Origin of the sequence: Lacibacter sediminis (assembly GCF_014168535.1) — a bacterium.
In the GTDB taxonomy this organism is placed as follows: Bacteria; Bacteroidota; Bacteroidia; order Chitinophagales; family Chitinophagaceae; genus Lacibacter; species Lacibacter sediminis.
Window position 1 is genome coordinate 1,755,513 of record NZ_CP060007.1, and the last position, 25,220, is coordinate 1,780,732.

General features: G+C 40.6%; 25 protein-coding genes. 13 read left to right on the forward strand and 12 right to left on the reverse strand.

Features of this window, described 5'->3' with window-relative positions:
- Complete coding sequence (locus H4075_RS07470; protein ID WP_182805569.1) at positions 1-1,401, forward strand: methyltransferase RsmF C-terminal domain-like protein; 1,401 nt, start codon at positions 1-3, stop codon at positions 1,399-1,401.
- Between the two features lie 74 nt (positions 1,402-1,475).
- On the opposite strand, the gene H4075_RS07475 is transcribed toward H4075_RS07470, so the two are convergent.
- From H4075_RS07475 to H4075_RS07485, 3 genes are all read right to left on the reverse strand, one after another.
- Positions 1,476-3,119, reverse strand: coding sequence for an ABC1 kinase family protein (locus H4075_RS07475; RefSeq protein WP_182805571.1), 1,644 nt, complete (start codon positions 3,117-3,119; stop codon positions 1,476-1,478).
- A gap of 104 nt (positions 3,120-3,223) precedes the next feature.
- Complete coding sequence (locus tag H4075_RS07480) at positions 3,224-3,511, reverse strand: YtxH domain-containing protein (protein ID WP_182805573.1); 288 nt, start codon at positions 3,509-3,511, stop codon at positions 3,224-3,226.
- Positions 3,512-3,673: 162 nt separating this feature from the next.
- Entirely contained in the window at positions 3,674-4,309 is a 636-nt protein-coding gene (locus H4075_RS07485) for a ribonuclease H1 domain-containing protein (protein WP_182805575.1), read from the reverse strand.
- Between the two features lie 93 nt (positions 4,310-4,402).
- Here H4075_RS07485 and H4075_RS07490 point away from each other — a divergent pair, with 93 nt between their 5' ends.
- Both H4075_RS07490 and H4075_RS07495 read left to right on the forward strand, forming a co-directional pair.
- Positions 4,403-5,389, forward strand: coding sequence for a LysM peptidoglycan-binding domain-containing protein (locus H4075_RS07490; protein WP_182805576.1), 987 nt, complete (start codon positions 4,403-4,405; stop codon positions 5,387-5,389).
- 53 nt (positions 5,390-5,442) lie between these two features.
- Positions 5,443-6,033: a TPM domain-containing protein gene (locus tag H4075_RS07495; RefSeq protein ID WP_182805578.1), complete on the forward strand. Its 591-nt coding sequence runs from the start codon at positions 5,443-5,445 to the stop codon at positions 6,031-6,033.
- A 35-nt stretch (positions 6,034-6,068) separates the two neighbouring features.
- Here H4075_RS07495 and H4075_RS07500 read toward each other — a convergent pair whose 3' ends face one another.
- The 3 genes from H4075_RS07500 to H4075_RS07510 all read right to left on the reverse strand — a co-directional run bounded on the left by H4075_RS07500 (position 6,069) and on the right by H4075_RS07510 (position 8,755).
- Positions 6,069-7,073, reverse strand: a complete 1,005-nt coding sequence (locus tag H4075_RS07500; RefSeq protein ID WP_255460390.1) for a methionyl-tRNA formyltransferase — start codon at positions 7,071-7,073, stop codon at positions 6,069-6,071.
- 152 nt (positions 7,074-7,225) lie between these two features.
- Positions 7,226-8,053, reverse strand: a complete 828-nt coding sequence (locus tag H4075_RS07505; RefSeq protein ID WP_182805580.1) for a ParA family protein — start codon at positions 8,051-8,053, stop codon at positions 7,226-7,228.
- Between the two features lie 24 nt (positions 8,054-8,077).
- Positions 8,078-8,755, reverse strand: coding sequence for a metal-dependent hydrolase (locus H4075_RS07510; RefSeq protein WP_182805582.1), 678 nt, complete (start codon positions 8,753-8,755; stop codon positions 8,078-8,080).
- Positions 8,756-8,951: 196 nt separating this feature from the next.
- On the opposite strand from H4075_RS07510, the gene H4075_RS07515 reads away from it, so the two are divergent.
- From H4075_RS07515 to H4075_RS07530, 4 genes are all read left to right on the forward strand, one after another.
- On the forward strand, positions 8,952-10,208 hold the full coding sequence (locus tag H4075_RS07515; protein ID WP_182805584.1) for a metallophosphoesterase: 1,257 nt from the start codon (positions 8,952-8,954) through the stop codon (positions 10,206-10,208).
- A gap of 70 nt (positions 10,209-10,278) precedes the next feature.
- Positions 10,279-11,283 (forward strand): hypothetical protein, encoded by a 1,005-nt coding sequence (locus tag H4075_RS07520; protein WP_182805585.1) that lies wholly within the window; start codon positions 10,279-10,281, stop codon positions 11,281-11,283.
- Positions 11,284-11,380: 97 nt separating this feature from the next.
- Positions 11,381-11,965: a porin family protein gene (locus tag H4075_RS07525; RefSeq protein WP_182805587.1), complete on the forward strand. Its 585-nt coding sequence runs from the start codon at positions 11,381-11,383 to the stop codon at positions 11,963-11,965.
- Positions 11,966-12,103: 138 nt separating this feature from the next.
- Complete coding sequence (locus H4075_RS07530; protein ID WP_182805589.1) at positions 12,104-15,286, forward strand: M16 family metallopeptidase; 3,183 nt, start codon at positions 12,104-12,106, stop codon at positions 15,284-15,286.
- A gap of 202 nt (positions 15,287-15,488) precedes the next feature.
- Here the strand turns inward: H4075_RS07530 and htpG are convergent, their stop codons facing one another.
- Positions 15,489-17,378 carry a molecular chaperone HtpG gene (gene htpG / locus H4075_RS07535; RefSeq protein WP_220494892.1) on the reverse strand — a complete coding sequence of 630 codons (1,890 nt, stop codon included), beginning with the start codon at positions 17,376-17,378 and terminating at the stop codon, positions 15,489-15,491.
- A 164-nt stretch (positions 17,379-17,542) separates the two neighbouring features.
- On the opposite strand from htpG, the gene H4075_RS07540 reads away from it, so the two are divergent.
- From H4075_RS07540 to H4075_RS07555, 4 genes are all read left to right on the forward strand, one after another.
- Positions 17,543-18,001, forward strand: a complete 459-nt coding sequence (locus H4075_RS07540; RefSeq protein WP_182805591.1) for a hypothetical protein — start codon at positions 17,543-17,545, stop codon at positions 17,999-18,001.
- Between the two features lie 102 nt (positions 18,002-18,103).
- A complete protein-coding gene (locus tag H4075_RS07545; RefSeq protein ID WP_182805593.1) occupies positions 18,104-18,334 on the forward strand; it encodes a DUF2905 domain-containing protein in 231 nt (76 codons plus the stop codon).
- The gene (locus tag H4075_RS07550; protein ID WP_182805595.1) at positions 18,331-19,191 is read left to right on the forward strand and encodes a fructosamine kinase family protein; all 861 of its coding nucleotides are present in this window, start codon (positions 18,331-18,333) and stop codon (positions 19,189-19,191) included. The genes H4075_RS07545 and H4075_RS07550 overlap by 4 nt, the downstream gene beginning before the upstream one ends.
- Before the next feature lie 160 nt (positions 19,192-19,351).
- On the forward strand, positions 19,352-19,783 hold the full coding sequence (locus tag H4075_RS07555) for an SWIB/MDM2 domain-containing protein (protein ID WP_182805597.1): 432 nt from the start codon (positions 19,352-19,354) through the stop codon (positions 19,781-19,783).
- A gap of 68 nt (positions 19,784-19,851) precedes the next feature.
- On the opposite strand, the gene H4075_RS07560 is transcribed toward H4075_RS07555, so the two are convergent.
- Complete coding sequence (locus tag H4075_RS07560) at positions 19,852-20,340, reverse strand: COG3650 family protein (protein ID WP_182805599.1); 489 nt, start codon at positions 20,338-20,340, stop codon at positions 19,852-19,854.
- 62 nt (positions 20,341-20,402) lie between these two features.
- Here H4075_RS07560 and H4075_RS07565 point away from each other — a divergent pair, with 62 nt between their 5' ends.
- Complete coding sequence (locus tag H4075_RS07565; protein WP_220494893.1) at positions 20,403-21,227, forward strand: sulfite exporter TauE/SafE family protein; 825 nt, start codon at positions 20,403-20,405, stop codon at positions 21,225-21,227.
- Between the two features lie 78 nt (positions 21,228-21,305).
- Here H4075_RS07565 and H4075_RS07570 read toward each other — a convergent pair whose 3' ends face one another.
- Positions 21,306-22,073, reverse strand: a complete 768-nt coding sequence (locus H4075_RS07570) for a tetratricopeptide repeat protein (protein WP_182805601.1) — start codon at positions 22,071-22,073, stop codon at positions 21,306-21,308.
- A gap of 268 nt (positions 22,074-22,341) precedes the next feature.
- On the opposite strand from H4075_RS07570, the gene H4075_RS07575 reads away from it, so the two are divergent.
- Positions 22,342-22,950, forward strand: a complete 609-nt coding sequence (locus tag H4075_RS07575; RefSeq protein ID WP_182805603.1) for an STM3941 family protein — start codon at positions 22,342-22,344, stop codon at positions 22,948-22,950.
- Between the two features lie 60 nt (positions 22,951-23,010).
- Here the strand turns inward: H4075_RS07575 and H4075_RS07580 are convergent, their stop codons facing one another.
- The 3 genes from H4075_RS07580 to H4075_RS07590 all read right to left on the reverse strand — a co-directional run bounded on the left by H4075_RS07580 (position 23,011) and on the right by H4075_RS07590 (position 25,077).
- Positions 23,011-23,847 (reverse strand): oxidoreductase, encoded by an 837-nt coding sequence (locus tag H4075_RS07580; RefSeq protein ID WP_182805605.1) that lies wholly within the window; start codon positions 23,845-23,847, stop codon positions 23,011-23,013.
- A 65-nt stretch (positions 23,848-23,912) separates the two neighbouring features.
- Entirely contained in the window at positions 23,913-24,608 is a 696-nt protein-coding gene (locus H4075_RS07585) for a DsbA family oxidoreductase (protein WP_182805607.1), read from the reverse strand.
- Between the two features lie 91 nt (positions 24,609-24,699).
- A complete protein-coding gene (locus H4075_RS07590; protein WP_182805609.1) occupies positions 24,700-25,077 on the reverse strand; it encodes a YccF domain-containing protein in 378 nt (125 codons plus the stop codon).
- Positions 25,078-25,220 lie beyond the last annotated feature (143 nt).

The following is a 25,220-nucleotide window of genomic DNA, read 5'->3' on the forward strand; positions in this document are numbered from 1 at the left end:
ATGAATCTGCCGGCCTCCTTGATGACTTCGCTTAGTAAGATCAATAGTTTTGATCGGGATGCTTTTGTGCAGGTGCATGAAAGCGGGGAGCAGGTTGTGTCGGTTCGTTTAAATCCGTTGAAGCCGTCAATTGTGAATGGTGAATGGTCAATATACAATCAGCAGTCAGCAACTCATCACTTATCATTCATCACTCATCAGCCTGTTCCCTGGTCATCATCTGGCTATTATCTCGGCGAACGACCTTCCTTTACACTTGATCCGTTATTACATGCCGGTGCCTATTATGTGCAGGAAGCAAGCAGTATGTTTTTAGAGCAGGCATTGAAACAATCAGTTGAGCTTGATCAGCCATTGCTGGTATTGGATCTGTGTGCCGCACCCGGCGGAAAATCAACCTTACTGCAATCTGTTATCAGCAAAGAAAGTTTACTGGTAAGTAATGAAGTAATTCAAACAAGAGTAAATATTCTCAAAGAAAATATTATCAAGTGGGGAGCAGGAAATGTGGTGGTTACGAATAATGATCCCACAGCTTTTTCAAAGCTGCACGGTTTGTTTGATGTAGTTGTAATTGATGCACCATGCAGCGGCAGTGGTTTATTTCGTCGTGATGCGGAAGCCATCAAGGAATGGAGTGAAGATAATGTACAGCTTTGCAGTCAGCGGCAACAACGCATATTAGCAGATGCATGGAATTGTTTGAAAGAAGATGGCGTGTTGATTTATTCCACCTGTTCTTATTCATCAGAAGAAGACGAAGAGATACTGGATTGGATCACATCAAACTACAAAGTGGAAAGTAAAAAATTGAAAGTTGAAGAGAAGTGGAACATTGATGAGGTGCAATCAACAGCAGGTGCTTACGGTTATCGTTTCTGGCCGTATAAAGTGAAAGGCGAAGGTTTCTTTATTGCTGCATTCAAAAAGAAAGAACCAGCAGATCAACTTCGTATCAAAATAAAGACAACACAACTGCCTTCAAAGCAGGAAGCAACTATTGCAGCAAATTGGTTGAAGCATACGGATGGTTTAACTTTTATCAAACAAGGACAAAATATTGCAACCATACCAACGCAATGGAACGAAACCATTCAATATCTTATGCAGGAATTGAAAGTGCGTTATGCAGGAGTGGAGATGGGGACCATTGCAAAGAATGATCTGCTTCCGGAACATGCATTGGCATTAAGTACCATGATCAGCGATTCAGTTATTAGAGTTGAACTCACCAAAGAGCAGGCACTTGATTATCTGCGTAAAAATGAAATTACAATAGAGATTCCGCACAAAGGTTGGGCATTAGCAACATACAATGAGCATCCGCTTGGCTGGATGAAATTACTCGGCAACCGCATTAATAACTATTATCCCAAAGAGTGGCGCATTTTAATGAGATGAAGTAAAGACCAAAGACGATGGACGATAGACCATTACTGGTTATTGACTATTCATCATTCATTACTCATCACTCATCATTTGAATTTTGTATTGAACAACAGTTTAAATCCCGTCCATATAAGAATAGCAGCTGTACTGTAGAATAATACTTTAATACCACTGCTGTTTGGTTGGTAGATCATGAGCAATGTTGCACAGATCATCAACAAGCCAAGAATAAATACAAATGCAAGCCGGTTGAAATTTTGTCGCAATGCTTTATTGGTAAAACTATCTTCCCTGAAATTGATCTCATGTTTCAATACACCTGTGCGCAGGTTATTGACGATCTCTTTAATATCGGTAGGCAGACGGTCAACGATGTAGAGATAGTCCTCTGCTGAGTTGATCACTTTATTAACGATCGTATCAAAACTGAATTTCTCCCTGATCTTTTCTTTTGCAAATGGTTCGATCATATTAATGAGCGAAATATCTGCTTCCAATGCTTCTGCAAATTTTTGAATCGTGCCCAGCGCCTTTAGCAGCATGTATAAGTTAGTAGGCACTTTCAATCCATGACGTAAGATCACTTTAAATGTATCGGCCAGCAAGTTGGAGATATCTACTTTTTCATAAGGGATATAACTGTATTTCTGAATGAGTTCTCCCACTTCAAACTCAAGATCAGTATGGTCTTTATAAAAATTGATATTCAGCAATGCCAGCAATGCTTTGGTAATGCGGTGCGTATCCTGCCGTGCAAACCCAAGCATAAAGTTGATGAGTGCCTGTATCTGTGCAGGTTTTAAACTCGCCGTCATACCATGATCGAGCAGTACAACCTGGTTGTTTTCTCTGATAAGTAAATTACCTGCATGCGGATCGGCATGAAAGAACCCATGCTTCAGGATCATTTTTAAAATGATCTGTGTGCCGTTGATCGCAATTTGTTTTATATCGTATCCCTTTTCCAGTAATTCATCTTTTGCATCAGGTTCAATACCTGTTACAAACTCCATCACGAGTATTTTCTGTGTGCTGTACTGGCTGTATACTTTTGGTATGTAACAATAGTCATCATATTTAAACATTTCAGAGAAGCGCATCATATTCGATGCTTCATTGGCAAAGTCAAGTTCTTTCTTCATGATATTACCAAAGTCTTCCACAAATTCAATCACATTGAAACTGGCTAATTCAGGATATGATTTCACTACCTGTTCAGCCAGTAATTTCATCAACACAAGATCAATGGAAATTTTTTGTTTGATATGCGGCCGTTGCACTTTAACCGCAACCATATCACCGTTGCGGAGTTTGCCTCTGTACACCTGCGCAATAGATGCAGAGGCAATGGGGTTGTGATCGAGTTGTTCAAACACTTCGTGAATAGGATCGCCCAATTCTTCTTCCATGATGCGCCATGCATGTGCCGTATCAAATGGCTTGGCTGAAGTTTGCAGTTTCTTTAATTCATTTCTTAACTGTTCACTTACAAGATCAGGACGGTCGGCAATGATCTGTCCAAACTTTACAAACGTTGGCCCAAGGTCTTCGATCATTAAGCGTAAACGTTCTGCACGTGTAGTAAGGTTATTGCCTTTCGGATCAAATACTTTTCTTAAAAAACGGTTATTGTTGATCCAGTTGCGAATACCATGTTTGCAAATGATCAATAAGATGCTGATAAGCCTGATGCTGTTCCTGAATAAACGATTGACCCGGAATATCCACATACAATGTTTTTTAACCAGTGAAAAATGGGTAAGGGATAATTAACAGTTGGTAAAATACAAAAGGAGTCGGTAACCGACTCCCTTTATTTGCATCCGATACCAATTTAAGAGACCAGTTGCTCCTTTATATGATTACCGGTTAGCCTCGTTGCCTGCAATATTTCAAGCACACGTTTCCTGGTATCTTCTTTCAGACCTGCAATTTCATGTTTGAATACTTCTTTCAGTTCTTCAATATCAGAACTGCTGTTTCTTACTTTGTACAATCGCTCTTTCAGATCATCAAATTTTTCACTGATCATGTTACGGATGGAGCTTCCACTTTCAGGGGCCATCAGCATACCAACTGCTGCACCTGCCGCTACGCAGGCAATAATGAACTTCATACTCATAATGCTGTGTTTTAAAAGGTGAATAATAGAGTATGGTTTTCAAGAACCTTGCCAGAAATGGTACCGGGCAGGAGCTGTAGTGTAAAAGGCAGAAGATACAAGGCACAAGTAAGAAGATACAAGGAACAAGGTGCAAGGCATAAGCATTAACGCAACTATAAACTATTTACGACCGAAGTCAGCAGGATTTTCGCCCCAGGCTTCCGTTTCCCATTTTAATATTTTATTGCGGTAGTTGTTTTCCTGCAACCAGTTTTCTGCACGATGGATCAGATTAAAGATGTGTTGTGTTTTGGCTGATTGTTCAAGATTGGTTTTGCATTTTTTTGCTTTCACCCAACCAATGGCATTGCGGCTATCACTGTAAATGGGCATGCTGTGCATGTTGTGTTTCTTGCAATAACCTAGTGCATGTACGATGGCTAGAAATTCACCAATGTTATTGGTGCCGTTTGCCAACGGTCCCATGTGGAAGATGCGTGTATTAGTTTTGTAAAGTATACCCTGGTATTCCATGTCTTTCTGCACACTGTTCCATGCGGCATCAACGATAATACTTTCGTGAATGGGCGTGCCAACAGCAGAAAGATCTTTTGTGCTTTCTGTTTTTTCTTTTTTGTAGATATGCCTGGCAAAATGTTCTTTGTAAGCCTGTTCAGCTTCTTCCTTTGAAGTAAATGATTTGTACGCTGCGCCCGTAAATCCTTCTACCTGCTGCTTACAATCGTTCCAATTGGTATAAATGCCGGGTTCTTTCCCTTTCCACACCACGTAATATTTGGGTTTAATATTGCTCATGTGGATGCAATGTTAGCAAAAGAAACGTTAAGCTTTTCTTTGGTATGGTTCTTTCGCAGAATTATGCATCTTTGCAACGTAAACGATATTCCCATGAAGAGAGCCTTTTTGTTTTTCAGTTTGTTTTTTTCTGTTCTTGTTGCTGCTGCACAAACCACACCGTTGCAGGTGCAGTTAGATAATCAGGGCAAACCGTACCTCGTACACAGTATTGGTCCCAAAGAGAATTTTTACAGTATTGGCCGCATTTACAATATCAGCCCACGGGTGTTTGCTCCCTATAACGGACTTGAGTTGACTTCTGCGTTGAGTATTGGTCAGCAAATACGTATTCCGTTGAATGAAGTGAATTTCTGGCAAACAGGCACACGCAAAGAAAATGAAACTGTTGTTCCGGTTTATCACACAGCAAAAGCAGGCGAAACAGTGGCAAAGCTTGGCCAGTTGTTTGGAACTGATAATGCTTCCATCAAATCATGGAATAATATTGAATCGGTGAGCGCTGGCAACAAGGTGATCGTTGGTTTTTTGAAAGTTGATAAAACATTATCACCTCTTGCTGCGAAGGGAATGAATGTGCGCAGTGAACCGAATGTGGTGAAGCAACAACCGAAACCAGAAGAACCTAAGAAACAGGATGTGGTGGTGAAAAAGGAAGAGCCGAAGCAGGAGGTTGTGGTAAAGAAAGAAGAACCAAAACCAGAAGTGAAGAAAGAAGAGCCAAAGATGGAAGTATCACCGGCAAGCTATGGTGGCAATGGATTTTTTAAAGATGAATTCAACCGTCAGTCGAATAACGGCCGTCGTACAGATCGTAACAACGGTCCCGGTTCTGTATTTAAAAGTACAAGTGGGTGGAGCGATGGGAAATATTATGTGTTGATGGACAATGTTGAAAAAGGAACCATCATTATGGTGCGTAACCCTGCTAATGGAAAAGCGGTTTATGCCAAAGTGTTAGGCAGTGTTGAAGAAACAAGTCCCGGCAGTGGGTTGTTGTTCAGATTAAGCAATTCTGCTGCTGCACAGCTTGGTATCAGTACGGAGAAATTTAATGCAGAGTTGGTGTGGGGAAAGTAAAGACAAATACGAAGTTAGAAGTTGAAAGTACGAAGTAGGAAGCCACGTTACTGATGATAGCCAAAGTACAAATAGCTGTAGTTTCCATTTTCTTTTTATCTTTTTCATCTGCATTTTCTCAATCAACAAGTAGAAGTGCAAATGTACCTGTGTTCGACGGTGCTAAAACGGATATAGATACATACCGAAAAGGATTCCTGAAAATCTTGCCTTCTCCATCAGGGTATGTAAATGATTTTGAAAATTTATTTTCCGAAAATGAAGAAAGCATTCTCGATAGTTTAATTGCTGCTTTCGAAGCCGCTACAACTATTGAAATTGCATTGGTTACACTTGATTCATCGGCAACTGCAAGAGATAATTTTGACGACCTTACGTTACAAATTGCTAATCGATGGGGCGTTGGGAAAAAGGCTGAAAACAACGGTATTCTGATTGGAATAAGTAAAGGCCATCGAAGAATTAGAATTCAGAATGGATATGGAATCGAAAAAATATTAAGCGATGAAGAAACTAAAAAAATAATTGAGGAGTATTTTATTCCTGAGTTCAAGGCTTCTAATTTCTATCAAGGAACATTGAAAGGATTAAATGAAATGATGCGGGTACTTAAGGACAAAATAAGTATGCAGAATCTTAAGTGAGGCCACTCTTTTCCTTTTTTCCCTTTTTCAAACTCTTAACTTCCGCTCCTGTATCCTCTCAAAAAATCTTCCACCAGCATTTTCTTTTTTCCTTCGAGTTGTAATTCCAACACCTGGATATAGCCATTGCTGCACGCAAACTTTAAATAAGTTTTGCCATCGGTTTCAAAAGCTCCGGTTTCTTGCGGTGGATTGGTTGTTACTTGTTTCTTCGACCGGTAGATCTTCATCATCTTTCCATTGAACATGGTAAACGCACCGGGGAAAGGAGAGAGGCCACGAATAAGGTTATGTACTTCTTCAACCGTTTTACTGAAATCTATTTTGCAGGTATCGGTGAAAATTTTTGGCGCATGCTTTAATGGTGAATCGTGAATGGTGAGTGGTGAAGGAGAGTTTAAAGTTGCGGAGTCGTCCATTGACCATTGACCATTGACCATTGACTCTTGCGTTTTCTCCTCCAACGTTCCGCTCACCAATTCTTCAACTGTTTTTACCAGCAACTGTGCACCAATTTCTTTCATACGGTCATGTACTTCACCTGCAGTTTCATCTTCACCAATAGGAAATGATTCCTGCAGCAGGATATCACCCGTATCAATTTCATGTTTCAATTTAAAGGTGGTCACACCGGTTTCTTTTTCACCGTTGATCACGGCCCAGTTAATAGGAGCGGCACCACGGTACTGCGGCAATAAACTCCCATGTACATTCACTGTGCCCATCTTCGGCATATTCCAAACAACTTCCGGCAACATACGAAATGCAACAACGATCTGCAGATCGGCACGCAAGGCAATTAACTCTTTTAAAAAAACAGGATTCTTTAATTTCTCCGGTTGCAACACAAACAGGTTATGTTCTGTTGCATATTTCTTCACTGCACTTTCTGTCAACTTCATACCACGGCCAGCCGGTTTATCGGGTGCTGTAATAACACCAACCACATTGTAACCTGCTTTTACCAATGCATCGAGTGATGCAACTGCAAACTCAGGTGTACCCATAAAAATAATGCGTGGAGATTCTTTCTCTGTCATGCCGCAAAAGTAAGAGAAAGATAGCTGCTGGCCATTAGCTGCTAGCTGCAAGCAAAGGCAACAGGTTTATGAATAGTAAACTATAAAGACTTGAGGAACTGAATTTAATTTTTAACTGATGAACAAAAGATACGGCTAGTAGCCAGAGGCTATCAGCTAGCGGCTTCTTCCTCTTCATCCATTTCAATTACCTTATCTTCCTGATTGATCTTAGTGAGGTTGTTACGCTGGAGAATTTCTTTAGCAAGGTTAAGATAGTTCACGGCTCCTTTGCTTTCGCTATCGTATAGAATCACCGGTTTGCCAAAGCTTGGCGCTTCGCTCAAACGGGTATTGCGGTGAATGATCGAATCAAATACAATTCCTTCAAAGTGGCGACGTACTTCACTCACTACCTGGTTACACAAACGCAGGCGACCATCGTACATCGTCATCAAAATACCTTCGATCACCAATTGTGGATTCAATCGGCTTTGAACGATCTTGATGGTGTTGAGTAATTTACCCAAACCTTCCAATGCAAAGAATTCAGTCTGCACCGGCACTACTACTGCATCAGCAGCAGTTAATGCGTTTACGGTAATTAAACCAAGAGAAGGCGAACAGTCAATGATGATGAAATCGTATTCATCTTTTAACGGCTGCAGTAATTGTTTCATCACTGATTCACGGTTGGGCTGGTTGATCATTTCAATTTCAGCACCAACAAGGTCAATATGTGATGGAATAAGATCAAGATTGGGGATTTCACTTTTCAGCACCACATCTTTTGCGTTGGCACCGTTTACAAAACAATCGTACAGGCTTTGCTGCACATTATGTAAGTCGAAACCAACACCGGTTGTGCTGTTCGCCTGCGGGTCAGCATCAACCAACAATGTTTTGTATTCGAGTACGGCAAAACTTGCAGCAAGATTAATTGCTGTTGTGGTTTTTCCCACACCACCTTTCTGATTCGCTATTCCAATTATTCGACCCATATATTCAACTCTCAGTTTTCAATTTCAAATGTTGATGCTTTCACCAATTGCTGGCAGTTTCAAGTCAAGTCCGTTCCGTTGAAAATGTGCCTTCACTTTATCTTCATCAATTACAATGTACGGAAAGGTATTATAATGCACGCCTATCACGGTGTGGCAGCTGATCATATGTGCTGCTCTTGCGGCATCTTCATAACCCATGGTGAAATTATCGCCGATAGGTAATATGCAAAATGCTAATGCAGCGCTTTGCGGTACCAATTGCATATCGAGTGTAAGAGCCGTATCACCACTGTAATAAAAATTCTTTTCACAACTCACGATAAATCCCATCGGATTACCGCCATAAGATCCATCGGGCAGTGAAGAGGAATGTTGTGCCGCAGTGCATTTCACCGTTCCAAACTCGAATGCTTTTTTTCCACCCGTATTCATGGGATGGATGTTTTCAACGCCCTGCTTTTGCAGCCACAAATAAATTTCCCAGTTACAGATCACCAAAGCACCGGTGCGTTTAGCAATGGCAACACAATCCGCTATGTGGTCTGCATGGCCATGACTCACCAGTATATAATCGGCTTCAATGGTATTTACATCAACATTCGCTGCCAACTCGTTGGGCGAAATAAACGGATCGAAAAGTAATTTCTTTCCTTTTACGTCTATGCTAAAACAGGAATGGCCGTAATATGTAAACGTCATCTCGGTAAAACGGGTTTGATCAAACTGAAAAACAAAAACTTGTGTGGGAAAACACAGTCAATGCCATCCTGACAAAAATAAGGGTTCAGGCTAATATTCGGGAACAATACTTATCCCCCGATGTTATACTGAAACTTACCTAACTGTTTGAAATTTAACAGGCGGGTGTTTGATTTATTTCTCAATTTTGAAACTTATGCGACGTTTAGCCGGTTCATGGATCTTCCTGATCATTTTTTTGTTGATTGATATTTATGTGTTCCAGGCACTGCGTGCAGTAGCCGATACATGGGCGCCCCGCACACGTTTGATTGTGTTTGGCGTTTACTGGGGTATCAGTATTCTTTCATTTGCGTTAATGCTGAGTATTACTTTTACCAACTATGAAACCTGGCACAAACTCCTGCGTACTTATGCCTTTGCCGTGGTGATCGGATTGTTTTTAGCTAAGCTCCTGGCCAGTGCTTTCTTTCTGGTGGATGATGTGCGTCGTGTGGTACAATGGGCAGGTAGTTTTATTTTCCCGAGCTGGAACCCAAAGACAGCCGGCACCGGGACAGGTATTACACGTTCCATGTTTTTAAGCTGGGCAGGGTTGGCAGTTGGTGGTGGATTATTCACATCGCTCATTTATGGGTTTGGTAATAAATATAAATACAATCTGCAAAAAATTGCCTTGAGCTTTTCACATCTGCCAAATGCATTCAGGGGTTTCAAGATCATTCATGTGAGTGATATACATAGCGGAAGTTTTACCGATAAAGAAGCAGTGCGCAAGGGAATTGAAAAGATCAATGAGCAACAGGCTGATGTAGTGTTATTTACAGGTGATCTTGTGAACTACAGCGCAGATGAGATGAAGGAATACATGGATGTTTTCTCTGAACTGAAAGCAAAGCATGGTGTATATGCAACATTGGGTAACCATGATTATGGGTTCCCTACTGGTGCAACAAGAGAAGAAGTACGTGCAAAACAATTAGCCAATGCAAAAGGAGTGGTGAATGTGCACAAACAATTGGGCTGGAAAACACTCAGCAACGAGCATGTGGTATTGGAAAAAGATGGGGAACAGATAGCCATCCTTGGCGTTGACAACACAAGTGCAAAAGCCAACTTTCCTTCTTTTGGCAAGTTGAATGAAACACATGCGGCCGCAAAGGATATCCCGTTTAAAATACTCATGAGCCACGATCCTTCGCATTGGAATGCAGAAGTAACATCAGAGTTTAAAGATATTGCCCTTACATTGGCGGGCCACACACATGGTATGCAGTTTGGCGTGGAAATCCCCGGTTTCCGCTGGAGCCCCGTGAAATATGTGTATAAGCAATGGGCCGGTTTGTATGAAGAAGCTCAGCAGAAACTCTACGTTAACCGGGGCTTTGGTTTCATAGGGTATCCTGGCAGGGTGGGTATTTTGCCGGAGATCACATTGATAGAGCTTAGCTGATTTTTTAGCTCCATTAAACTATATTGCAGCAGGTTGGTCTATGGTTTGCAACCAACCGCCCTATCCCTTTATGCTGAAACCGCTTATTCTGTTTCTGACGATCTGTTCTAGTTGGTTTTCTGTAAATGCGCAGGAAACAAAAACTGATTCTACCTCGATCAATGTCGACTCTCTTGAACGGGAGATCGATGCATTTCTCGATCTCTATGATTCGCTGAAAGCCCCACGTAGTTATTTGCTTTTATCACTCGGTGTGGGCAATACGCAATTCAGCGTGCGTAACGTAGCGTTGAATGCGCAGCAATCAGTAGCCAATCTCAGCATTACCCCAACGATCGGGTATTATCATAAAAGCGGCTTTGGCATTACATACAATAATTACTTACTTGTAGAAAAGGGTAAAACAGAATTGCTGCAACATGCAGTTACAGGTTCTTACGATTACCTGAAAGGTGAACATGCTTCGTTCGGTATATCCTACACGAGATTTTTCGGGAAGAAAGAATTTGTGAATGCATCATCGCCTTACGATAATGATGTGCTGGCTTATGTACAGTTCGGTAAAAATAAATTGCAAGGTGGAGCCATGCTTGGTTTTTCGGGTGGCCGTTACCGTGAAACATTGCAATACCTCGATTCGCAGCAGATAAGGATGCCATTAACAAACCAACTGGTAACACAATACTATTATGTAAGTGATACATCTGATGTACTCATCAGGGATCTGTCCTTTATTCCTTATGTGCGTTATAACCTCGTGCTTGATGGCATTGGGAAGAAAGATTACTTTAATCTTCAGCCAACATTAATGGTCATTGGCTCACGAAGTAATGTAACCATTGATTCAAAAGGAAGTATTCGTCAGCGGCGCTTACTCGACCGTAGCCGTAATTATTCAGAAACATACTCTCAGAAAAGTGCATTCCAGTTTCAATCGGTAGGGTTACAGTTAGATGCTACCTGGTATATCGGTAAATTCTTTCTGAACCCGCAAGTGTATTTTGATTATTACCTGTTAAGTGGTGAAAATAAATGGAGCGCCTTGTATAGTGTACAAACAGGGTTTATGTTTTAAAAAAGTTTGGCACGGTTCTTCTTAACATATTTTTACAGCGTTAAAAAAATGATTGGCACTTAATTAGCCGTTATTAGAACAACTAAAATCAAATCGAATGAAAAAGTCTCTTGTTATCCTTCTTGTCGCAATTACCGCATCAGCAACTTCGTTTGCACAGTTCCGTATTGGCCCAAAGCTTGGTGCTAATATTGGTAAGATCGAGGGTAAAGGATTTGATGAACAATACAAACTCGGTTATCATCTTGGTGCATTTGCTGAAATTCCATTGGGAAAGAAATTTGCGTTGCAACCGGAGGTGTTATGGAACCAGATCAATTCTGATACAGTTTCTGGTTTCAAAGCTATTTATACTGAGTTAGGTAATCAGGATTTAAAAAATCCTCAATTGAATTATCTAAGTATTCCATTGTTGCTCACCTACAAGCCAGCGAAAGTATTGTCACTGCAGGCAGGCCCGCAGTTTGGCATTTTGTTGAATAAGGATAAAACAATAATTCAGAATGGTGGCGAAGCTTTCAAGAATGGAGATTTCTCCTTATTGCTTGGTGCACAGTTGAACATTCTGCGTATAAGAGTATATGGCCGTTATGCCATCGGGTTAAATAACATCAATGATATTGATGATCAGGAAAAATGGAAAACAACCGGTTTCCAGGTAGGTATTGGTCTGGCTCTTTAAAACTTACATTCACTATAAAGCAAAGGTTCTCCGGATTCCGGAGAGCCTTTTTTGTTTGCGGCCATCCATCAACTTTTTATCTTCTTAACAGGGTTGTTTCATTCAATCTTTTATATTTACGCACTTAAAACTAAATCTATGCAACGCAAAGGATCACACCTGTTCTTTCTTTCCTTCCTGTTATTTGTTTTTTCTGCAACTACTGCACAGCAGCTAACGGACAAAATTCCGTTTGATGCAAAAGTGAAAACCGGTAAACTCGAAAACGGGCTTACATATTTTATTCGTCCCAATCAGAAACCTGAAAAAAGGGTGGAGCTGCGTTTAGTGGTGAATGCAGGTGCAATTAATGAAGATGAAGATCAGTTGGGGCTTGCTCACATGACCGAGCACATGGCCTTCAACGGCACAAAGAATTTCAAGAAGAATGATATCGTTTCTTATTTACAGGAAATTGGTGTTGGCTTTGGGAACGATCTCAATGCCTATACCAGTTTTGATGAAACAGTGTACATTCTCCCTATACCAATTGATAAACCCGGCAATCTTGAAAAAGGTTTTCAGATCATTGAAGACTGGGCACACAATGTATCGAACCTGAATGACGATATTGATGGCGAACGTGCAGTTATTCTTGAAGAAAGCCGTTTAGGTAAAGGTGCCGAAGAACGTATGTTCCGAAAAATACTACCTGCATTGTTTGCAGGTTCTTTGTATGCCGATCGTTTGCCGATTGGTAAAGACAGCATCATCAAAAACTTTAAGTATGATGCCATCCGTCGTTTTTATAAAGACTGGTATCGTCCTGATCTCATGGCGGTAGTTGTAGTTGGTGATATTACTGTTGAGAAAGCAGAAGAACTCATCCGTAAACATTTTGCAGGTATAAAAAATCCAGCAACTCCCCGTGAACGCAAGTATGCTGAAGTAAAACCATATGCATCAAACGAAGTAATGATCCTTGCAGATAAAGAAGCTTCATCAAGCGAAGTTGCCATCAACTATCCTGTGTTTAAGTATGAAGCAATGAATACGGTTGCTGATTACCGTAACAGCATCATCCGCAGTTTATTTCTGCGCATGTTCAATCAACGTTTACAGGAGTTAACACAAAAAGAAAATCCGCCCTTCAACTTCGGTGGTGGTGGTTTTGGTTCTTATGCACGTGGCTATGATGCATTTTCTGTATATGCAGGTGTTGGTACGGGCGATGTAAAGAAAGCAACACAGGCTTTGCTGGAAGAAGTGGAGCGTGTAAAACGTTTTGGTTTTACAGCAACAGAACTGGAACGTAGTAAGAAAACAACACTCAGTAATTACGAACGTACTTATAACAACAGAGATAAAACAGAAAGCGCCAATTATGTTGATGAGTATGTGAACTACTTTTTGAAAAAAGATCCTACCCCGGGTATTGAATACGAATTTGAGAAAGTAAAAGAATTATTGCCCGGCATTACAATTGAAGAAGTAAATGCATTGGTGAATAAATACATCAAAGGAGTTGACAACCGTTTCACCTACATCACACAGCCCGAGCCCAAAGCGGGAGAGAAGTTGCCAACTGAAGAAGAAATACTCGCCTTTTTTCCTGCTGTAGAAAAAGCAGATGTAAAACCTTATGAAGATAAAGCAGTGGCTTCTTCATTGGTAGAAAACAAACCTAAAGCAGGAAAAGTAGCCGCAACTAAAAAAGATGCAAAGCTTGGTACAACTGAATTAACATTGAGCAATGGCATTAAAGTAACACTGAAATCAACTGATTTTAAAGCTGACCAGATCTTGATGTCATCCGTTCGTCCAGGTGGAAAAAATAATTATAGTGCTGCTGATAAGTATAACGCAGAATATGCCGTAGCTGTAGTACAGGCAATGGGTGTTGGTGCGTTTTCACCTGTTGATCTCCGTAAAGTAATGGCCGGGAAAACAGTGCAGGTGAATCCTTATATCAACTCATCGAGTGAAGGCGTACGGGGAAGTTCTACCGTAAAAGATATTGAAACATTGTTTCAGCTTACATGGTTAACGTTTACCAGTCCACGCATGGATACATCGTTGTTTAAATCGTATGTTCAACGCAACAAATCGCAATATGCAATGATGGGTGCAAATCCGCAGTTCGCATTTATTGACACGTTTTATAGTGTGTTGTATAATAATGATCCGCTTGCTCCCATTGCATTGCCAAAGTCTGAAAACTTTTCAAAGATCGATCTGAAACGTGCTGCTGAAATTTATAAAGAACGCTTCAGCGATGCAGGCAGCATGGAGTTTGTATTTGTGGGGAGCTTTAAAGAAGAAGAGATCATTCCATTGATCGAACAATATATTGGCAGTTTGCCAACTACTTCTAAGAAGTTTGCAGCAGTGGATAATAAAGTGCGTCCGGTAAAAGGAAAGAAAGAAATCATGGTGAAGAAAGGGAAAGATGAGCGTAGTCTTATTCTGCAACTTCATTCAGGTGAAGTGCCTTACAGCCAGGATCTGGAGTTGAAAGCTGAGGCTGCGACAGAAGTGCTCAACATCCGTATAATTGAAGAATTGCGTGAAAAGATCGGTGGTATTTATGGTGGGGGTATTTTTGGTTCCTTGGAAAGCGAGCCGTATGATAACTACACATTTGCTGTACAGTTGCCTTGCGGTCCTGAGAAGGCAGATACACTACTCAAAGCAATAAATAAAGAGATAAAAGAAATTGCAACAAAAGGTCCGTCACAGAAAAATCTGGATAAAGTAAAACAGCAATGGCGTGAGCAGCATAAGATCGATCTCAAAGAAAACGAAGATTGGCTCAGCGCAATTACTGAAAGTAAATTCCCAGGTAATAACATTGACTATTTTGTGAACTATGAAAAGTATGTTGATAAACTTACGGCGAAAGATGTGCAGATGGCTGCAGCTAAATTATTGAATGGGCCGAACGTATTCACTGCTATCCAAATGCCGGAGAATTATGTAGCAGGCGAAGAAAAGAAAACAGGCGAGCGTGATAACAATGTGATCCAGACCATTGAAATTGATAAGCCGGAGATCAAAATTGAATTGTTTGACAATGGTGAAATTGATGGCGACAGTATAACGGTTTATTTCAACAGCTATCCTGTACTCAGCAAAAAACAATTGACCGATAAAGTAACTGTGCTGAATGTAAAGGCATTAAAAGGCAGAAAGAACAATTTGGTGATGTTTGCAGAGAACCTTGGTAAAACCCCGCCTAATACAGCTTTAATGCGTATTACAGCAGGCGGCAAGGTTTATAATGTTACTGTAGAGAGTGATAAGAAGAAGAATGGAACGATTGTGTTTAAGTGGAAGGAATGATGAGTGATCAATGATGAGTGATCAGTAATGAATGATGAGTAGTGAGCGTGTTTATACCCTCCCTGGAGAGCTTGCTCCGCTTTACGGAGGGTAGCAACATGTAAAACTTATAGCGTGACTGAAAGGGGTGGGTAAATAAAGAGAGCCGATGCATTTTGCATCGGCTCTCTTTATTTAAAATCGCATCTCAACTCAGAACTATTTAAATCACCTCCACATTCCGTTCAACAAACGCTGTAAGCTCAGCACCTTTCAACAATCCCTGTGCAAGCAATGCAAGATCAAATACCTGCTTGGCAATAGTGGTTTGTTGTGCTTCATCTGCACTCAACAGTTTGTTGATGAGTTTGTGATTGGCATTGATTGATACATTATACGTATCAGGCATGTTGCCATAAAAGCCCATCATACCGCCACCACCAAGCTTACTCATATCTTTCATGCGGCGCATCCATTCTTCCATGGTAATGGTTACGGGCATTGCTTCAGCAGGCAAACTTTCCAACTCCACTTTCATGTGTGCATTGTTGATGGCTTTCTCAAACACAGCTTTCACTTTGTTGCGTTCTTCTTCAGAAAGCTGGTGTTGTGGTGCATCTTCTTTTACAATGAGTTTATCCGGCACATCTGCATCAACACGCTTCATACTTGTTTTGTCCAGCTTCATTTCCAGGTGCTGAATAAAGTGCGTATCAATTGGTGAGTTCATCAACAACACATCATAATTCTTTTTCTGTGCAGCCTGCACAAAACTATGTTGGTGCTCAGCATCTATGGTGTAGAGATAAACAAGTTTGCCTTCTTTATCGGTCTGGAAATCTTTTACTTTAGCAGCGTATTCTTCTAATGTATAATGCTCATTGTTGGTGTTGGTGAGTAACAAAAAGTCTTTTGCTTTTTCATAAAACTTCTCATCAGAGATAGCACCGTACTTCACAAACAAACCTATGTCGTTCCATTTCGCTTCATAACCTTTGCGGTCTTTCTTAAAGAGTTCGCTTAACTTATCAGCCACTTTACGACTGATATAGCTGTTGATCTTCTTTACATTGCTGTCGGCCTGCAGGAAAGAACGGCTTACGTTCAATGGAATATCCGGCGAATCAATAACACCGTGCAGCAACAATAAAAATTCTGGAACAATATCTTTTACTTCATCGGTAATAAATACCTGGCGACTGAACAATTTGATCTTGTTTTTCTGTACTTCAAAATCATTTTTCAGTTTAGGGAAATACAATACACCCGTAAGATTAAATGGATAATCAACATTCAAATGGATCCAGAATAATGGTTCTTCACTGAAGGGATATAATTCACGATAGAAATCGAGATAGTCTTCATCTTTCAGATCACTTGGCGCTTTGGTCCAGATAGGTGCGGTGTTGTTGATGATATTATCAACAGTAACAGATTTATATTTTGTTTTGCCTTCTTCATCTTTTCCATCTTCAACGCTTTCTTCTTTTGTGCCAAACTGTACAGGCACAGGTAAGAATTTTGCATACTTATCGAGAATGCTGCTAATACGGTGTTCTTCTAAAAACTCTTCTGATTCACTGTTGATATAAAGAATAATATCGGTACCACGTTCTGTACGGTTACCATCTGTAATTTCAAACTCAGTGCTTCCGTCACATTCCCAACGGGCAGGAGCTGCTCCATCCTGGTAAGAAAGCGTTTGTATCTCTACTTTCTCAGCCACCATAAATGCCGAATAAAAACCCAACCCAAAGCGACCGATAATTTCATTGGCATCTTTCGCTTCTTTGAATTTCTCCATGAACTCTGTAGCGCCGGAGAAAGCCACCTGGTTAATGTATTTCTTGATCTCATCCGCCGTCATACCAATGCCATTATCAGAAATGGTAAGGGTTTTTGCCGCAGGGTCAACTGACACACTTACTTTCAACTCGCCTGTTTCTTTGCTGTAATGACCGAGGGTTGCCAAACGCTTCATTTTTTGCGTTGCATCAACGGCATTACTCACTAATTCACGCAGGAAGATCTCATGATCGGAGTACAAAAACTTTTTAATAATGGGGAAGATATTCTCCGTGTTAATGGAAATGGTTCCTTTTTCCTGTATCATACTGGTTTGTTTTTTAGCTATATGTTTCGAATGAAACTCCTTGCTCAATTGCTGTTCCAATTGCAGTTTATTTGCCACATTGACAGCAAATTAGGCTCATCATAACTCCGGGAAATCATTTCTGGCACTGACTTTGAACCTATTGATACGTAAAAAGGATTATTATGAAAAAGATGATTGTATTAGTTCTGTTGATTGGGGGATTCATGTTTGCTCAAAAAGCAGATGCACAAATCAACATCAATTTAGGATTACAGCCCGCATGGGGGCCTGCCGGCTACCAGCATGTCGATTATTATTACCTGCCGGATATTGAGACGTACTATTATGTGCCAAGCAAACAATTCATATACCTGAATAATGGTAAATGGATCTATTCCGCAGGATTGCCATCCCGTTACCGTACTTACAATCTTTACAATGGCTATAAGGTAGTGGTAAATGAGCCAAAGCCTTATTTACGTCATGCTGCTTACAAAGTAAAATATGCCAAGTACAAGGGTGCAAGTGGAAAGCAAAAAGCTATTAAGTACAGCAATGGCAATAACGGTGGATCAAAAAAAGCAGTGCTGGTAAAAGGAAATAACGGCGGTAAATCAAAAGGGGAAAATAAGAACTTATAGTTTTACAGGTGGTCAGAAGTGGTGGTTTAAAAGCCCTGCGCATTTGCGGAGGGCTTTTTTAATAAGGCTGTTGTAAGTTTGAATGATCATTAATGCTTCTACATGAACAGTACTGAAACTGGAAAATGGATCATTCTTGCAGGTTTACTTATAGTAGTGATCGGCATTATCATTTATTTCTTTCATGATAAGTTGGGGTGGATAGGCCGCCTGCCGGGTGATATCCGTATTGAGCGGGAGAACTTCCGCTTCTATTTTCCTTTTACAACCATGTTATTGCTGAGTACAGTGGTGAGTTTATTGATCCGCTTCATCAAACGATTTCTCCTATGAATTCTTCATTGAAAAACATACTGCTGCAATGTGGTTTTGATGATGTACAAATGCAAACCGTAGCAGGTGGCGACATTAACCGTGCTTACAAAATATTTACAGGAAACACATCTTTTTTTCTCAAAGTAAATGATGCAGCTGCTTATCCATTGATGTTTCAACGGGAGGCAGACGGACTTGAAGCGCTTAAGAAATACAGTCATTGTATAATACCAAACGTAGTAAAAACCGGTGTTGCAGATGATCAGCAATACCTGTTGCTCCAATGGATCGAACGTGCTGCACCAGCAAAAGATTACTATTCTTCATTGGGAAAATCGCTTGCTGAAATGCATTTGCAGCCACAAACACAATGTGGTTGGCAGGTAGATAATTACATGGGCAGCTTGCCGCAGCATAATATGTTTACAGATGATTGGTGCAGTTTTTATGCAATGCATCGTATTGCTCCATTGGTAAAAGTATTGACAGACGCCGGACGGTTTGGTAGCAAACAGCAACAGCAGGCAGAGCGTTTATATAGGAAGCTTTCTCAATATTTTCCCAATGAAAAACCCGCTTTTCTCCATGGCGACCTCTGGGGAGGCAACCATTTTCCCAATGAAAACGGGCTTCCTGTGTTAATTGACCCTGCTGTTTACTGTGGTCACAGAGAGATGGATATTGGAATGACGGCTTTGTTTGGTGGATTCGATCATAGTTTTTATGAAGCTTACCAGTATCACTATCCGCTTGAAAGTGGCTGGCAGCAAAGGTTACAGCTCACACAGCTTTATCCTGTATTGGTACATGCTGTATTGTTTGGTGGTCATTATACGGCACAGGCATCATCTATTTTAGAGCTGTTTGCTGCTTAAAAAACAACATTTAAAAATTGCGATTTCCCCAATGAAAATGCATCTTATTCACATTGTGTACATCATGTGTGTATAATCCTTGTTGGGTAATAGAATTTATCCTAAATTCATTCCGTTAACAATTACTATTATCCATTTTAAATTCTAAAACTTAAAACAAATGGCAACAAAAAAAGCAAAAAAAGCCGCTCCTAAGAAAGCCGCTAAGAAAGCTGTAAAGAAGGCTGCACCTAAGAAAGCTGCAAAAAAAGCTGCTCCTAAAAAAGCTGTAAAAAAGGCCGCTCCTAAGAAAGCTGCTAAGAAAGCTGCTCCTAAAAAAGCTGCAAAGAAAAAATCGGCTCGTAAGCCTAATGCGGCGTTCATGAAAGCGCTTACTCCAAGTGCTGATCTCGGTGCTGTAATTGGTGCAAAACCAGTTCCACGTACAGAAGCAGTTAAGAAAATCTGGGTTTATATTAAAGCCAATAAATTACAGGACAGCAAAAACAAACGCATGATCAATGCTGATGCAAAACTGAAAGCTGTATTTGGCGGTAAAGCACAGGTATCAATGTTTGATATGGCAAAACATTTGTCAAATCATTTGAAATAAACTACTTGCCAGCAAGTAAAAGAGGGCGTTGTAAAACGCCCTCTTTTTATTTTATATAACCTGAAAGATTATTGCTTCAGTGAAGTGCCGCATCCATGAAGTACTCTCGGTTTTTCATCGTTCTTTAGTTTGAGTGTTAAATGCACGGTGTAAGCAGAGCTGTCACCCGACATATCGTTGATGCAAACTTTATTCATGATCTGCAATTCAAGTTTCCCCATCTCTGTTTCTGCTTTATAAAGTTTTGTGGCAGCATCGATGTTAACAGCTTTCACCGGTGGAGTAGTGAGTTCAACACCGTCAGGCGTGGTATAACGAATGAATTTTTCTTCGTCCATTTCAATACTCCAGAATGGTTCATTTCCCGTAGCAATAAAATCGATACCTGCGGCTGCTTTTTGTTTCCATCGTTCAGGAATGTTGATGTTCATTTTGATCGTTGTATCTGCCGGAACAATCGTATCTGTAGCAGGTTCTTCAGCCTGTTGATCTGATTTTTGCTTCTGTTCGCAGCTGATCGCCATTGTAAATAATAAGATGAGAAGAAGATTGCGCATGCTGTTTTATTAAGTACAGAAAGGTACAGCAAAAAATAATTTAGGTAGCGAAAGTTTGTGCAATGGTTTCGTCATTTTCAAACTGCTTTCTCCTTTACTTTGCAGCCATGATCGAATGGTGGATCTATCTTCTTGTTTGCATAGGTGCGTTGTTTGCCGGCTTTATTGACGCTGTTGTTGGTGGCGGTGGTTTGGTACAAGTGCCGTTGTTAATGATTCTGTTCCCCGAGCTGTCGCATGTGCAGGTGATAGCCAGCAATCGCTTTGCGTCACTTGCTGGAACGAGCGTTGCCGCTTTTCAATACATCAAAATGATTGGTGTTGACACCGGTGTGGTGATAGCAACAGGCATAACTGCAGCCATATCATCATTCAGCGGAACGTTTGTTATGGAATTAATAAGGCCCGAAGTATTTAAGCCACTGTTGCTTTGTATCATTATTGTGCTGGCTGTTTACACATTCATCAAAAAAGATTTTGGACATATTCATGCTGTGAAATACAGCGGTCATAAATTCCTGATAGTTTGTGCCTTTATTGGTGCTGTCATAGGATTTTACAATGGTTTCATTGGACCGGGAACAGGCAGCCTCTTAGTATTTGCGTTTGTTAGTGTTGCCGGTTTAAATTTCCTGCATGCATCAGCTTCTTCTAAAATTATAAATGCAATTGCAGATGTTGCTTCACTGATAGGTTTCTTAATGAATGGCGCAGTGGTATTTAAAATTGCTTTGCCTATGATGGTATTTAACATGCTTGGCGCATACATTGGCAGTAAGGCGGCCATATTAAAAGGCAATGTATTTATCCATTATGTATTTCTGTTGGTGATAAGCATCCTTATTATACGTTTGGGGAGAGATGTACTGCTCTCCTGGAATAATTAAACAAAAGCCCCGACTAATATCAGGGCTTCTACAGGAAAGCTATCAGGAGTTCTTACAGGCCAGCTGTGATTTATATTGTTAATCAGCTTTCGCTTTTGATTTGGCAATTTTTATTTCATTTAGTTTTTCTATGGAGCTGGTGTTGAATGGATATTTCTCCAATGCCAGGCGGTAATACTTTTCTGCATTCACCATATCGCCCGTAATAAAGTAAAACTCGCCAAATGAATCATAAGGGTTGCAACCTGTGGGATATAGTTCTACATACTTTTCAAAATGCTGTTTAGCAGTAGCATTATCTTTCTTCACCTGCAGATACATATAGCCAAGTATGTTATGAATGGGAGCTACATCGGGAAACTTCTTGTGATATTCCTGTGCAGCAGCAAACTGCTCTTCAGGCGTAGGTCGTGTAATTGTATAGAAGAAGCCAATAAAACTTCCATCAGGAAACATATTGTACAGATCGGCCCATAGCTTTTGATTGTCGGCCTGTTTGTTTTCGGGTGTTACCAGTTTTACAAACAGTTGCTCACCTTCTGTTTTGTTTTTTGCGCTGGCGAAAGCACGTTCAACATATTTTTTCTTTGTTTCACCATTGCTCAGGTTTGCCATTAATGTCAATACAACTGTAAAGTCAGGATCAAGTTCAAGGGCCCGTTCAAACTGCTGATAAGCCTGTGCAAATTCAATGTTCATCATGTGGGCTGCGCCCTTGCCTGCAATTTCTCTGGCTTCTTTTGATGAAGTGGTCCAGCTCATGGTTTTTTTCTGTGCAATAATGCCTTGAGTCATGAACAGAAGAAACAACAGCAGCGATGCCCAGGTTGGGAGTAATCGTTTCATACAACAATGTTTTTTGGTTTTGGAATACGATGTCTGGGGTATGAAGTAAAAAGCAGTCTGGAAGAGCCGGAGATATGGTTCAATGAGATAATAAGAGAAGGTACAAATATTTATAAGAGATAAAACTGACAGTTATCAGGAGTGTTTTTTTTATGCTGTATAATTACCTTACTTATATATCATTACAATGCTGCACAAGGAATGTTTTTTTATAGCGAAACAGTATATTTGAAAAACCCAACCGGTTTTATCTAATTTAATTTTGTTTATGGAACCTGAACTTGTTATAAAACCCAATCGCTTCATTTTTTTAATCATGGCTTTTATTGCCTTAGCTATGTCGACCGTGTTTGCTGTATTTGCAGTAATACCGGATCTGTTTAGTGATGATGGTGCGTTTAGTTCTGAGGAACAATTGTCCATCATTGAAATCATCATCTTTGGTTTCTTTTGCATGGTGGGATTGTTTCTTTGTTTTGTTTGGATGAAGATGTTCATAAAGGATACTGCAGCAATCGCTATTTATAAAAACGGGTTTGAAGCTAACACAAATGGCATCAGTACAGGATTTATTGCCTGGACAGATATTGAAATGCTGGAAGAAGTACTGGTAAGTTCAAACAGCGGCAGTGGCACAAGAAAAGAAGCTGCATTGGCTGTTTATTTAAAAGATCCCGCAATTTATACGCAACGTCTTCCTTTGTTTTTTCAATGGGCCACTAAACTTGCAGGTAAAAGCGGCCGGTACAGTCATACAAATAAATATGGAGTAACAGAAAATACGCCGCCGATATTTCTGCCATTCGCTGCTTTTGGTACACAGTACGAAGAAGCGAAGAAATTAATGTATGCCGGGGTAAAACAAAAGACAGGTTGAGCATAAAAAAAACTTCCGGTTTTATGAGCCGGAAGTGTTTTTCATTACAAGATGAATCAATTATTCTTTTGGGAAATCAGCACCCTCACTTACGGCAGCCCACGTTTCAAAATCACGTTTCAACTCTTCCACTTTCAGTCGTGCTCCTTTTAATGCAGCAGCGCCCAGTAATAAACGCAATGGCGGATGTTCAGTTTCTGTTACATCGATCATTGCTTTTGCTGCACGCACAGGATCGCCCGGTTGATTACCACTATAGCCACGTATATCACCTGCGTTCTTACCGGCAGTAGAAGCATAGTCATCAATTTTTACAGTGGTATCTTTTGCTGAACGACCTGCCCAATCGGTACGGAAACCACTTGGCGCAATAATGGTTACTTTAATTCCCAATGGAGCCACTTCTTTGTACAAGGCTTCACTTAAACCATCCACTGCATATTTTGTTGCGTTGTAAAACCCAACACCGGGGAACGAACGCAAACCGCCAATAGAAGAGATGTTGAGGATATGGCCGCTTTTCTGTTTACGCATATGCGGTAATACTTCCTGCGTCATCTTCGCCAAACCAAATACATTGATCTCGAACATGCGACGCACTTCTGCTTCTTCACTTTCTTCAACAGCTGCAAAATAACCAATGCCTGCATTGTTCACCAATACATCGATCTGCTTGAATTTTTCCAATGTAGTTGCAACAGCAGCTTTGATCTGTTCAGGAACAGTTACATCCAGTTTTACTGCGATCGAAGTATCTGGATAAGCCGAAACAATATCCTGTACATCTTCTGTTTTACGGGCGGCCACTGCCACACGATAACCCTGTGCCAACGCCTCTGTAGCCAGTGCCCTTCCAAAACCGGTGGAGCAACCGGTTATAAGCCAAACTTTTTTCATTGCTTTTTTAGTTTAAAATGATCGAACAAGTGTAACTGTTTTATCACAACTTGTTTTTTCTAGAATTAATTACAAATACCATCTGTTGTACAAAAACCATCAGCCGCAGCTATTTCCACCAATGGCTTCTCTTCTTCCCAAACGGTATCCAATACCTGTGTAAATACGGCAGCCGGTTGTGCACCTGATACTGCATATTTATTATTGAATACAAAAAACGGAACACCCTGTACTCCGATCTGTTGTGCCCGGTATTGATCTTCCCGTACTTCATCAACATATAAATCACTTTCCAGCATATTTCGGATTTCATCTGCAGGTATACCAAGGCTTGTTCCGGTTTCAATCAATACATCTGTATCAGCAATATCTTTCCCTGCCGTATAATACGCTGCAAACAATTTTTCTTTTGCTTCATTTTGAACGCCGTATTTTTTTGCGAGGTGGAGCAAACGATGTGGGGCAAGTGTATTATTGATCACCGCAATATCAAAATTGTATTCTAATCCAACTTCCTTTGCCATGTTCGACATGTATTGGCCCATCTCTTTTGCTTTTTCAACTGAAACGCCTTTCCGTTTCGCAAGATATTGATGCACTGATTCGCCGGGAGTTGTTTTCATCTCAGGATCCAATTGAAAACTCTTCCACACAACTTCCACGTTCTCTTTATCAGGAAACAGTTCAAGCGCCTGTTCAAACTTCCGTTTGCCGATATAGCAAAACGGGCACACCAGATCCGACCATATTTCTACTTTCATCGGTTATAATTTAGAGGCGCAAGTTACGGGCAGATCAATTGGCAAAAAGTCATAACGCTGTCAGTTTGCAATAACAGGCTGGTAGCAGTGATCAGGGGGCATCAACGACTCTCTTCCCAAATGGAAGTAATGAAATTTCCAATAGTTTAAAATGTTGCCGCCCCCACGGAATGCCAATGATTGTGATATACAGGAATGCGCCCATGATAAGATGCGTAAGCGCCACTTCAATACCACCAAAAATGATCCAGATAATATTAGCCAATACCGAGAGGCAACCTGACTGCGAAGAATCGCTCACTACTTTTTTCCCAAAGGGCCATAATACCAAGCCTGCCAGTTTAAAACATTGCAATCCGAAGGGAATACCAATAATGGTGAGACACAAGATAATGCCGCCGAAAAAATAACCAAGTGCTGCAAAGAAGCCGCCAAAGATGAGCCAGATAAGGTTGCCAAGAAAGTTCATGTGATGAGGTTGTTATTGCTCCTAACATACAATATATTTTGGAAAGTTATTCAACATACACATAGGAGTTGTACAGAAAGTGATGATAGATGGTTGTAATGCAGAAGCTCAATTTTTTGAGGGGGTGGATTTTATTGTCAGCC